At 44.5% G+C, this 12,340-nt stretch carries 11 protein-coding genes; 6 read left to right on the plus strand and 5 right to left on the minus strand.

What is annotated here, in order from left to right; genetic code table 11:
* Positions 1 to 9: 9 nt before the first annotated feature.
* Positions 10 to 2,169, minus strand: coding sequence for a fatty acid oxidation complex subunit alpha FadB (gene fadB, locus EGV92_RS04515; RefSeq protein WP_131667985.1), 2,160 nt, complete (start codon positions 2,167 to 2,169; stop codon positions 10 to 12).
* A 580-nt stretch (positions 2,170 to 2,749) separates the two neighbouring features.
* On the opposite strand from fadB, the gene EGV92_RS04520 reads away from it, so the two are divergent.
* The 4 genes from EGV92_RS04520 (at position 2,750) to EGV92_RS04535 (ending at position 6,708) form a co-directional block, all read left to right on the plus strand.
* Positions 2,750 to 3,742: a polyprenyl synthetase family protein gene (locus EGV92_RS04520; protein WP_131667986.1), complete on the plus strand. Its 993-nt coding sequence runs from the start codon at positions 2,750 to 2,752 to the stop codon at positions 3,740 to 3,742.
* A gap of 228 nt (positions 3,743 to 3,970) precedes the next feature.
* A complete protein-coding gene (locus tag EGV92_RS04525) occupies positions 3,971 to 5,179 on the plus strand; it encodes a hypothetical protein (protein WP_131667987.1) in 1,209 nt (402 codons plus the stop codon).
* A gap of 109 nt (positions 5,180 to 5,288) precedes the next feature.
* Positions 5,289 to 5,744 (plus strand): diacylglycerol kinase, encoded by a 456-nt coding sequence (locus EGV92_RS04530; RefSeq protein ID WP_131667988.1) that lies wholly within the window; start codon positions 5,289 to 5,291, stop codon positions 5,742 to 5,744.
* A gap of 196 nt (positions 5,745 to 5,940) precedes the next feature.
* Positions 5,941 to 6,708 carry a DUF72 domain-containing protein gene (locus tag EGV92_RS04535; RefSeq protein WP_341352799.1) on the plus strand — a complete coding sequence of 256 codons (768 nt, stop codon included), beginning with the start codon at positions 5,941 to 5,943 and terminating at the stop codon, positions 6,706 to 6,708.
* A 34-nt stretch (positions 6,709 to 6,742) separates the two neighbouring features.
* Here the strand turns inward: EGV92_RS04535 and EGV92_RS04540 are convergent, their stop codons facing one another.
* From EGV92_RS04540 to EGV92_RS04555, 4 genes are all read right to left on the minus strand, one after another.
* The gene (locus EGV92_RS04540; RefSeq protein WP_131667990.1) at positions 6,743 to 7,069 is read right to left on the minus strand and encodes a S26 family signal peptidase; all 327 of its coding nucleotides are present in this window, start codon (positions 7,067 to 7,069) and stop codon (positions 6,743 to 6,745) included.
* Between the two features lie 33 nt (positions 7,070 to 7,102).
* The gene (gene sodN / locus EGV92_RS04545; RefSeq protein WP_131667991.1) at positions 7,103 to 7,591 is read right to left on the minus strand and encodes a superoxide dismutase, Ni; all 489 of its coding nucleotides are present in this window, start codon (positions 7,589 to 7,591) and stop codon (positions 7,103 to 7,105) included.
* 301 nt (positions 7,592 to 7,892) lie between these two features.
* A complete protein-coding gene (locus tag EGV92_RS04550; RefSeq protein ID WP_131667992.1) occupies positions 7,893 to 8,111 on the minus strand; it encodes a hypothetical protein in 219 nt (72 codons plus the stop codon).
* Between the two features lie 567 nt (positions 8,112 to 8,678).
* The gene (locus EGV92_RS04555) at positions 8,679 to 9,308 is read right to left on the minus strand and encodes a superoxide dismutase (RefSeq protein ID WP_131667993.1); all 630 of its coding nucleotides are present in this window, start codon (positions 9,306 to 9,308) and stop codon (positions 8,679 to 8,681) included.
* 506 nt (positions 9,309 to 9,814) lie between these two features.
* Between EGV92_RS04555 and rdgB the strand changes: the two genes are divergently transcribed.
* Entirely contained in the window at positions 9,815 to 10,528 is a 714-nt protein-coding gene (gene rdgB / locus EGV92_RS04560) for an RdgB/HAM1 family non-canonical purine NTP pyrophosphatase (protein ID WP_131667994.1), read from the plus strand.
* 307 nt (positions 10,529 to 10,835) lie between these two features.
* Positions 10,836 to 12,173 (plus strand): trigger factor, encoded by a 1,338-nt coding sequence (gene tig, locus EGV92_RS04565; RefSeq protein ID WP_131667995.1) that lies wholly within the window; start codon positions 10,836 to 10,838, stop codon positions 12,171 to 12,173.
* Positions 12,174 to 12,340: the final 167 nt, after the last annotated feature.

The raw sequence follows: 12,340 nt of genomic DNA on the forward strand, positions 1-12,340 counted from the left end.
TCATCGTTATTAGGCTTGTGGGTAAAAAGTCTCACCGGCAGCGGCCATATCACGGATCTTTTGCGGGGCTTCATAGGCTTTACCAAGATGGGCATATTTTTCACATAGCGCTAGGTAGTTGTCTAGACCGAGTTGATCAATATAGCGGCAAGGACCACCACGGAACGCTGGGAAGCCGACACCCATGATCATCGCCATATCGGCCTCGCTTGGCGTAGCGACGATGTTGTCTTCTAAGCAGCGAACGGTTTCGTTACAGAACGCCAGCATCATACGATCGATGATGGTTTGATCGTCAAACTCTTGCGTCTTGCTATCAGTGGTGTCTTTAAGCAGCGCATAAGTCGCCTCGTCTGCCGTTTTCTTTGGCTTGCCGCGCTTGTCTTTTTCGTATTTATAGAAGCCAACGCCATTTTTTTGACCCAAACGCTGGTTCTCAAACAAATGCTTGATAGCGCCTTTAAAGTCAGGCTTCATGCGATCTGGGAAGCCCTCTGCCATAACCTCTGCGCCGTGCACACCGGTATCAAGACCGACCACATCGATAAGATAAGCAGGTCCCATAGGCCAGCCGAACTTCTCCATGACTTTATCGACATGAACAAAATCCGCACCTTCTTTAAGCAATAAGTCAAAGGCACCAAAGTAAGGGAACAATACACGGTTGACGAGGAAGCCTGGGCAGTCGTTAACCACAACGGGTACTTTACCCATGCGCTGCGCTAGAGCAACCGTGGTCGCAATCGCTTCTTCTGATGACTTCTCACCGCGAATAACTTCGACCAGTGGCATACGGTGCACAGGATTAAAGAAGTGCATACCGACGAAGTTCTCAGGACGCTCAAGCACTTCAGCCAGATGAGTAATTGAGATGGTCGAGGTGTTAGAGGCTAAGATAGCGTTGTCTTTGACCAAGCCTTCGACTTCTTTTAGTACTGCATGCTTCACTTTTGGGTTTTCAACGACTGCTTCAATGACGATATCGGTCTCAGCAAAGTCGCCGTAGTTGAGGGTTGGACGAATTCGGCTTAGGGTTTCGCCCATTTGTGCAGGGGTCATCTTGCCGCGATCGACCATTTTGCCAAGCAATTTGCTGGCCTCGCCCATACCAAGGTCTAATTGCTCCGCCTTGATGTCTTTCATGATGATTGGCAAGCCTTTAGACGCTGCTTGGTAGGCAATACCGCCGCCCATGATGCCTGCACCTAGTACCGCTGCTTCATCGATATCATGCGCCAGCTTGCTGTGCTTTTTCGCCAGCTTTTTGACTGTCTGATCGTTCAAGAATAGACCCACAAGGCTAGTCGCTTGCGGGGTCTTAGCCGCTTTAGCAAAGCCTGCCGCCTCTACTTTAAGCGCTTCATCACGGCTTAGATTGATGTGCTTTTCGATAGCATCGATGGCGATGGCAGGGGCTGGATACTGCTTGGGATTGGCTTTAGCAAAGATAGCGCCTTTAGCACTATTGATCGCCATAGCTTGCTCAAGCTGGTTGAGTTTAACCGGCTGCAACTTCTCTTCGCGTTTTGCTCTCCAGTCCAGCTCGCCTGAGATACATTTTTTGACCAAGTCGATAGCAGCATTTTGCAAGTCATCTGCTGACACAACGGCATCGACTAAACCAACTTTTAGCGCATCGGCCGGCTTTTGCGGCTTACCAGTCGCGATAAGCTCTAGTGCATTGTCCACACCCAATAGTCGCGTGGTACGCACAGTACCACCAAAGCCTGGGAAAATACCAAGCTGGGTTTCAGGGAGACCGATTTGCGCTTTTTCGCTCATGACCCGATATTCACAGACCAATGTCATCTCACAACCACCACCTAATGCTGCGCCATTGATAGCGGCAACTTTAGGGAATGGCAAGTCTTCAAAACGGTTAAATACATCATTGATATCTAGAATCCAGTTCTTAATATCATCTTCATCTTTACGGAAATAACCGACAAACTCAGTGATGTCAGCACCAGCGATAAACACGCCTTTGCCAGAAGTTACGATAAGACCTTGAATGTCGTCAGCCTTTTCTAGCGCATTCACGGCTTGTTTAAATTGCTCATTGGTCTCGGCATCAAACTTATTGACGCTCTCATTTTCTGCATTAAATTGCAGGTTAGCGATACCATCATCTAGCATGGTCACCGAAATGCGGTTGCCTTGATAAACCATTCGAAGCTCCTTGTTGTTCTTGGGTTATTGTGCAAGTTAAAAATAATTTTATGAAACTGTGATGAATTAATGAAAACAAAACGCCAAATTGCCTAAAATCCATTAGCCAATAAGCTGTTAGTAGCCATACACTTATGGCTTATTAAGTTATATGGCTCGCTATTACTGGTAGCTAATTGGCCCTTAACGCATTCACAATAAATGAAAAGAACCCTAAAAAGACCACAGCGAAACATACCATTGTTAAGCGCTCATCGTCCTTTAGATTTTGACAGATAAAATTTTGGTTATAAAAATACTCAACCATTAAGGAACATGGTCGCTCTTTCGGGCTTAGTGTAGGGGATTTGCCCCCTGACTGTCACAATGTTAGCTCTGACTCATAAGTCATTATTAATAATTATTGGTCGTAAATTTGTGTAATAGTCTCCTTCTATCATCATGCTACACCACCTATCAAGATTATTGTTATACTTATTATAATAAATCTGTTTTTCGTCGTTTGCCGGATTCAAGTCACCATTTCCCGCACACGTAAGCCACTATTATTCCTATTTTAGGTTATTCGCAACTGCTATTTATGTCCAAATTTAATAATGACGCTGTGGTGCCCTCAGCGCCGCCTACCCCTGTTTTAGCTGCTACTCAGGATCAACTATCCTTCGACGCACTTAGATCCCACACAACCCAGCTTTTAACTGCTGATATCGAGCAACTCATCGAAGTCTCATCACTACCAGAGCCTTTAAGAGGAGCCTGCCATTATGCGATGAGCGGCAGTGGTAAGCGAGTGCGGCCTTTGTTAGTTGCTAGCGCCTTTATGACGCTGCAAGGTAAGTTTGGCCCATCAGAGTCGTCAGCGCCTATATTAAATGATGCCTGTCGGCGAGCGATGTTAGCGGTCGAGCTACTGCATGCCTACTCGCTTATCCATGATGACTTACCCTGCATGGACGACGATGACCTACGCCGTGGTCAACCGACCTGTCATATTGCTTTTGATGAAGCTACTGCCCTACTGGCAGGCGATGTCTTACAGACGCTCGCCTTTGAGGTTTTAAGCGCCGATATTGACGGATTTGCCGCCATTGATACCACCCTTTCACTGCGGCTTATCAAGGTGTTCGCCCCGCGAGCTCGGCGTATGGTGGCAGGTCAGATGCTGGATTTAAACGCCGAGAGTACCCCTATCTGTCAGGAGGCTCTTGAGGCCATTCATCGTGACAAGACTGGCGCTCTAATTGAAGCAGCCAGCTTAATGGGCGCTATATGCGCTGATGCAAGCGATACTGAGCTTGACACGGTGCAGCACTTTTCAGCCAATCTTGGCCTTGCCTTTCAGGTTCAGGACGATATCTTAGATGTAACGGTCAGTACTGATGATCTGGGCAAGCCTGCTGGGAGCGATGAAAAGCTCGACAAATCTACCTACGTTAAGCTTATGGGCGTTGAGACGGCCAGTGAGTATGCTAGAGAGCTATTTGATTCGGCTAAAGCGGCTGTGGTGCAAACTTTTGGTGACGACAATCAGCTTATTGAGCTAGCAAACTGGCTTTGGAAGCGCAATAAATAACAGGTTTCGCTTAACAGGAAGAATAAATAGATAGGAGCAATCGAATGGACAAAAGCTTGAGCAGTCACGTATGAGTCACTTTCATACGGCTCCTATCTTAAACTTTTACCTATGCTCCTAATAATAAATAAATTTTCATTGCATAACTTTTGCTGAGTTGTCTTTTTATAGTTATACTCAATTGCTACCATCAAACTAAAAACAATTAACTATAACTTGGAGCACCTTATGCCATTGTCAAAGCTACCACTGTCTTTAATAATAAGTGCCATCTGTATAACGCCTGCGCTTTTAGGATGCGGAGGGGGGTCGGATGGTGACACCTATACATCTCATCACTCATCCCCTGCTACACCCACTCCACCAAAGCAGACACCCCCACCTAAGCCCAGCTTTACCCTTGAACCTAGTGCCAGCATCCCTAAGCTTAAAAACAATGATTCATTAGCCTTTAAACACACTATGGCTGGTGAGCAAGCACTCACGACGGGGATTTATAAGCCTAAGCTGGTCACCTTAATATCTGATAAAAACAACTGCCCAAGCTTTGGTAGTGTGGGTTGTCCAAGCTTTGATCGAATTTGGTTAGATGCCAATGGTCAATTTAACAGAGACAGCTGGGCCTACTTGCCGACAGATAAATCTTGGGTACAACTGGATGCCTTCCATAATCTCTTTCGTTTTAGCTTCGGCGACTTTTTCTCTGATGGCAGCGAGTTTAGTTCAAAAGAATTCGACCCTGAAGAGGCACAATGGTCCCATTCGCCATCGGGTTTTACCGCTCCCTATCTAAACGCCGCTCGCTTTAAGCTAAGTGTCGCTGATAAAAACATAAGTGATCTTCTAATTAACCCTCGCAAACCGGCTACTGGCAACTATGGTAAGGGAGCTGTCGGTTATGATATCAACATCGGGCTGGCAGAAGGGGAGTACTATTATTTTGAAGATACGGATTCTCCAGCCTTATCTTATCGTCAATCGTCCAACGATGCCTCGACCTATAAATCTTTAGAGGCGTATCGCGCTGCACATACAAATAAACAAAGTGTAGTTTGCGCTATTGAAGAAGGTAAAAATAAAGGTCTAGTGTTTAATCCTTCTAAACTCGGCGCTACCCTTTATACTTTAAAAAATAGCAGTTGTAGTAATGAGGTGGATACTAATAAACCCAACAAGACCATTCCTGAATATATTAAACTGATTGATAATCGCAAAGTCATCGTCATGCCAAGCCTAAGCTTCGACAGTGTAGCGAATAAGTCTTACTATACTGTCCTGACGCTAAATGATAATGGCGTCGCGGCCCAAGGTCGTGGTTATCAAAAAGGTTATGGTATAAAAAATTCTGATTTTGTTAACGAAACCGCCTTTATTGCTTGGCTAAAGACTTTCAATAATGAGACGTCAGCGCTTGTCTTGCCAGGTAAAACCCGATAAGCTCGCTAAATGACTAACGCGGCTTAAATTTGGTATTTAATATTGGGTTGGTCAGAGTCTGTTAAGCACGCCTTCCCTGATTGCGTGCTTTTAAATAAATGAGAAGCGTATGACTGTACCCTCACACCATCATGAAAGCTCGCACGATGAGCATACCCCACATGTAGGCTCACAAGTAGCGGACAATTTCGCTAGTAGCGCCAAAGGCAAAGCTGGGGTGATGCGGATTATAAAAGCCGCAGGCTACTCAGCTGATGGCTTTATCGCCGCCTACAAAAACGAAGCGGCCTTTCGGCAAGTGCTTTGGCTTAATAGCGTACTGCTCATCGTAATCATATTTGCACCATTTACTATGCTGTTCAAAATGGCACTATTAATTGCCTCGTTTTTGTCACTCATTGTTGAGTTATTTAATACCGGTATTGAAGCCAGTATTGACCATACCTCTACCGCTCGTCATCCTCTAGCAAAGATCGCCAAAGACGTCGGCTCCGCAGCTCAGTTTTTAGCGTTAGTACTACTCTTTATTCTTTGGTCGATGGCGATTTGGACTTTGTGGCAATAGCTGCTGTAGATTTATGACCACTGATAATTCGCCCCTTCCGCTATTTGACGTTTTATTTGATGATGCGTTTGACGATCTTGTGCCTAGCAACGAGAGCGAGACGCATACTAGCTCATCAGATGCTGTCGCATCTACCGATCAGTCTCAGCGCACGCCTACCGTATATCTTGGCACGGGCGGCTATAGCGATACGGATATGCTTGGTACGCTCTACCCTAAAGGCACTAAAAAGTCCGACTTTCTGACTGAATATGCTAAGCACTATGGTGCGGTCGAGATCAACAGCACCTTTTATGCACCGATAGGTCAAAAGGCTTTTGCCGGAATGCTACGAAAGTCGGATGCCAAGGTTCGCTTTGCGGTCAAACTCCATCAAGACTTTACCCATGTGCGCTCAGGCTCAGCTGAGCATGCACTTGCCTTTATCGAAGCGCTAAAACCCATCATCGAAGCGGACTGTCTTGCGCCCCTTCTCCTACAATTCCCACATGGCTTTGACCGCACCCAAGCGCACCGGCTGTATTTAGCGAGATTGGTCAAATGGTTTAGCGACTACCCACTCGCTATCGAATTTCGTCACGCCAGCTGGCATGTGCCGCAAGTGCTAGACAGCTTTCGTAAGCAAGGTCTAATCTGGTGTAGCGTGGATTATCCGAAAGTTCAGGGACTGCCACCGTCGCGGCTGATGTTGACCCAAAGTGACGCAAGATCGGGCCTGCGTACTGGCTATCTACGCATGCATGGCAATAATCTACAATGGTGGGATGCCCTATCCGCCAGCGAGCGTCATGACTATCGCTATTCGGTGGAGGAGATGCAAGGCTGGGCGCAGGCGATTGCCAACCAGCGCCAGCATTTTGATGAGCTGTACGTGTTCTTTCAAAACTCAGTCAATGCTCATGCTTATTATAATATTAAGATGCTGCGCGAGGCTTTGACTGGGCTTGGGTTTGTAGTGCAATAGTCAGGTTTAATAACTATTCATTAAGCCCCACAAGTCAAGTGCTAGCCCTCACCACACAAACCACCTTTCCTATCACTTGCTCTAACATTATCCAGCCCATCTGCACTTCAGTCACACTAGCAGCAGCATTATCACCGCACAGTCGCAGTGCTATGGCTTGACCATTGTTATCCAGTCGCACCTGACTAACTCGCTTGATAATCTCACCATAATAAGAATGACGAACGGCGACGATATCGCCGACTTGTACTTGCTGCCGATAGCGGCCAATTTCCCAGCGCCACACCAAAACAAATGCACCCGACTCAAGGGCCGGGTGCATGCTAATACCATCTATTTTTAATAGTTTTAGCTTAATCATGATTGTATATATTAATTATACCGTAATGATTAGTTAGCTAAATTTTGGATAAACGGTTTCGACTTTAGGCTCGTATGGACAAGTCGCACGATAAGTCTCAACGCCTTTAGACTGCCAAAATATCTCAGTGAACTCATTCACCAAGTCTACTAATTTTTGCGCTTTATCCATAGTGATATGCTGCTTGGCTCCAGAGCCTGCTAGCATAATATCGTGCGTCAGCTTATGAATATTAGGATACTTCTCTAATAGCTCACCCTTAAAGTAGTCACCCCAAATGATGCGAATCTCATTTTTAACCGATTCAGCATGTTTTTCTTTATCTTCTATTAAACGGCCAAACTTCGCCAAATCTTCTTTACTATCGCCAAGGCCCTGAATCTGTTGACAATAACGTAATACACTTAGCGCATAAATCTGAGCAGGGGTGGTGTCATAGATACCACAAGGGATATCACAATGAGCGGAAACAGCGGTAAATGGGCGAACTTGATCAATCTTTTTGAGTAGTGAATGTAGCATGATAGATTCCTTATCCTTTGATTCGAATAAATAAATGCAAATAAACAGCTGCGAATAAAAAATGAGATTAAATAACTTTAATACTGGTAATTAATTCGCGATTGATTCAACGCCAATATTAGTTCGATGTTCAGTTAGCGGTAAGATTCAATGAGCGATTTCCTTGTTTTTCAAAACTACTGTAAAAAGAGACTTTGGCAGCGATAGACTGCTGCGATGGGACTATTCAATACTCATATACTCAGCGCTTAAACCGATAGTGCTTAAATCAATGCGGCCAAGCATAGAAGCTGACGCCCAACTACTTATTATTTTGTTGGGTGACGTAGCGATAGCCAACCCAAGCACAAACGCCTAACGCGGCGATGATGCTGCCATAGAATAATATGTGAATAAGCATAGAGCTGTTGGCACTGTGGTCATGGCCTGGATGGGCAAAAGCTTGCGAGGTCATCATGATGCTAGAGATAACTGCTAGCATGGCCGAAATAACGGAGTGAACTAAAGATTGTTTTTTCATACTGCGCTCCAAGTTTTAGTGATGATAATGGGATGGCACGATTGGGACTATTTGAATCACCTAAAAGATAGGCTCCTCAATGGCTGTGATATGTCGGTAGCTGCTATATCTTCGGTAGCCCTTATCACAAGGTTATCTGCTCAATATGACAAATGACTATGACTAACTTATATATTTAGACGCAGTTAGGCGTACTTAAAAATGGTTCCTTAAGTTAGATAACTGATGTCTATGGCTAGCTAAAGGTAGTTTAACCAACTAAAGCCGGTCACATGAAGATTATGCACTTAATCACGCTTCCATTTAAATAAATACCAATCAACCATAGCCTGAATAGCTCTAAATGTAAATATATCTCATTTATATTTTTATAATAAACTTTTGTTTATTATTCTTAGATAATATCTCATTACCAACAAGTTATCTAGTCAGCTGCCTCCCTACTCTCTCGTTATACGCATCCTATAACTGATGCTGGCTACCTGAAGCTTAAAAAAGCAGGCACAAAAAAAAGGATGCCTTAGGCACCCTTTCTTATCATCTAACGCGAGGTTAAAAAGCTATCAATTACTCTTCAACGCCAGCGTCTTGTCCTTTGTACTTAGCGTTAGCGTAGTCCCAGTTCACTAGCTTGTCTAGGAAAGTGTCTACGTAGTCTGGGCGACGGTTACGATAGTCGATATAGTAAGCGTGCTCCCATACATCACAAGTCAACACAGCAACTTTACCGTGCGCTAGTGGCGTATCTGCGTTAGCAGTCTTCATGATAGATAGCTTACCACCTTCAGAGTCTGCTACTAGCCAAGCCCAGCCTGAACCGAACTGAGAGGTTGCTGCATTTTTGAACTCTTCACGGAACTTATCGTAAGAGCCGAAGTCTTCGTCAATTTTAGCTTGAAGATCACCTGTTGGTGCGCCGCCACCATTTTCTGGCGTCATGCAGTTCCAGTAAAAAGTGTGGTTCCAAACTTGCGCCGCTTGGTTAAACATGGTTTGCTTACTGTCATCTTCAGCAGTGGCTTTGATGATTTCAGGAAGGGTCTTATCTTCAAGGCCTGATCCTGGTAGCAATTCGTTTAGCTTGTTCACATAAGCAGCGTGGTGTTTATCATGGTGAAACTCAAGAGTCTCAGCACTGATGTGCGGCTCTAAAGCACCTTTTGCATAAGGAAGATCTGGTAGAGTAATATTTGACATATTCTTGTATCCTTGGCTGATTTAGCGTCGCTTATTACTATAAGTTATTGCTATCTTTCATGACGCTACTTCACGTCATAAAAGCAATATCTATAGACTCTAGAACGATTTATTACCTACCGTCATTAGAGCCATAAGCGGCTAGCTAAAATGGCTGAATTGTTATTAAAAATATAGTGAAACCAACATCGAATTAGGGTCGCCCTAACTATAATGGTCTCTTATTATCTTACTAATTCCTACAGTGCTGCGCCCTAATTGGGTCAACGCATTATACTAAAATTAGTAAGTATCTTAAAGACTTGCGCTGCAGTATAACAAGGAGACGACGTAATAACCGTTACTGAATGTTATACAAATGATGGCGTTATTCACAGACTATATTTTCACTTATTATATTAAAGAATTTTTCAGCTGTTAGGCGTCAGTGACCTTAGCGATGAGCGTATAGCGCAGAGGATTAACCCCACTTTGATACAACCAAAATACAACGAGGTGTCATAACAATGCAGTCCAACACTACTATCGAACCTTCTGCTAGTCCTTCTTTCACCAGTGCTTCTAGAATTAATGACGCTAGCGATGCTGCAAACAGCACTACTCACAACCCGCAGCGCTGGGTATTAGCGAGTAACAATAAAGGCAAGCTTAGAGAGTTTCAGCGATTGTTTGCAGATGCCAATCTAAACGTAGATATAGTGCCGCAAGGCGAGCTAGGTATCGAAGATGCGGTTGAAGATGGCTTGAGCTTTGTAGAAAATGCCATCATCAAGGCGCGGCACGCCAGCCGTAGTAGTGGCCTACCCGCTATCGCTGATGACTCAGGGCTTTGTGTCCCTGCTTTAGGCAATGCTCCTGGGATATTCTCAGCGCGCTACGCCGGTGAGCACGGTAATGATAGTAAGAATAATGCGAAGTTAATCGCTGACTTATCCCCCATACGTGAGCTTAATCCTCGTGCGCCTATCGCTGGTCAGTTTGTTTGTGTGCTAGCATTGGTGCGTCATGCTGATGACCCGCTACCGATAATAGCGCAAGGGTTATGGCACGGTGAGATATTAGAAGTGCCCCGCGGTGCGCATGGCTTTGGATATGATCCGCTATTTTTGGTACCAGACTTGGCACTAAGTGCAGCGCAGCTAGATAGTGCTGTCAAAAACCGCTTAAGCCATCGCGGTCAAGCCATTGAATCTTTACTAAAACAGCTGGATAATTTCTAATACGCTTAACTCGCTAAGAAAAGTCATGCAACTGTGGTTACTAAATGCGGTTATTAAATACAGCTTTAATCTATATGGTCGATACGCACCTGATTGAGCTGCCTAGATAACTTTTACTTTGATAATGAGATAGACTATACTATTCTACTTTTAAAATTTTACAGCACGACCAGTTTTACGGTTCCGATTGAATCGTTATAACCGTTTTTATCTTTTATTTATTCATTGAGATAGTGCAATCGGCAGTCATCACCACCTATATTGTAAAGACCGATTGCCCTCCAATTAACCCAAAGGTGTATTTAACATGGCAACAGATCTACAAGTTACTACCAATAAAGTGGCAGACAATCAAACTCAACTTACCGTTAAGGTACCTGTTGAAAAGATTCAAAACAAAGTCGACGGTCGTATTCGTCAAGTCGCTAAGACGGCTAAGATTGATGGCTTCCGTAAAGGCAAAGTCCCTATGTCACACATCCGTGCTCAGTATGGCGCGGGCATCCAGCAAGAAGTAATCAACGATGTGATCCGTGATACGGTCTTTGAGGCTATCAAATCTGAAGACGTACGCGCTGTAGGCATGCCTAACATCGATGACGTTAAGTTAGAAGACGACTTCTTGGTCTATCAAGCTACTGTCGAGATCTTCCCAGAAATCGAAGTTCAGGGTGCAAGCGAAATCGAAGTTGAGCGTCAATCAGCGACCGTCAGCGACGAAGACGTCGATACCATGATCGAAAACCTACAAAAGCAGCGTCAAGAGTTCACAGACAAAGACGGTGCAGCGGATGAGGGCGATCAGGTTACCTTTGACTTTGAAGGCTCAATTGATGGCGAAAAATTCGACGGCGGCAGCGCAGAAGACTTCAAATTGGTCATCGGTAGCGGCCAGATGATCCCAGGCTTTGAAGATGGTATCAAAGGTCTTAAAGCAGGTGAAGAAAAAACCATCGATGTGACTTTCCCCGAGGACTATCAAGCTGAAGAGCTTGCGGGCAAAGAAGCACAGTTCAAAATCAATGTCAAAAAAGTTGAAGAATCTAAGCTTCCTGAGCTAAATGAAGAATTCTTCGAGCAATTTGGCGTGACTGAAGGCGGCCTAGAGCAGCTCAAAAAAGACGTGCGCAAAAACATGGAACGCGAAATCAAAAATGCAGCGCGTAGCCAAGTGAAGCAAGCGACTTTTGATGCGCTACTTGAGAAAAACGAATTTGACGTACCGCAAGCGATGCTAGATCAAGAGATTGAGCGTCAGCGCAACTTGATGATGCAGCGTTTCGCCCAGCAGTTCGGCGCTAACCCTGAGAACTTCAACAAAGACATGCTGCCTGATGAGCTATTTGAAGAGCAGGCATTGCGTGCTGCCCGTCTAGGTATCATCGTCGCCCGTGTTATCGAAGAGCAAAAGCTAGAAGTAGATCAAGACCGTGTTGAGACCTTCATCCGTGAAGCGGCTGAAAACTACGAAGATCCACAAGAAGTTATCGATTACTACACTAACGATCAGCAGCAACGTGCTAATATCGAATCTGTAGTACTAGAAGACCAAGTGGTCGACTACTTACTGTCTCAAGCCAAGGTCTCTGACAAAGAAGTCAGCTATAAAGACCTGCTTGCCGCTCAGCAACAAGCTGCTATGTAAAGAGGCTTGTAACCTAAATCTAATACATTAGCTTTGCAGGTTTAGCCTTAATCAGATGACCTTAATACCATTATCTAAATGGCTATAGCTGCAACTCTTATGTTTTAAAGTTAATGTAGGGATTTATATTTAAATAATTTATATTTAAATTAAAGCTACTGATCAAG

The organism is Psychrobacter pygoscelis (genome assembly GCF_004335015.1).
In the GTDB taxonomy this organism is placed as follows: domain Bacteria; phylum Pseudomonadota; class Gammaproteobacteria; order Pseudomonadales; family Moraxellaceae; genus Psychrobacter; species Psychrobacter pygoscelis.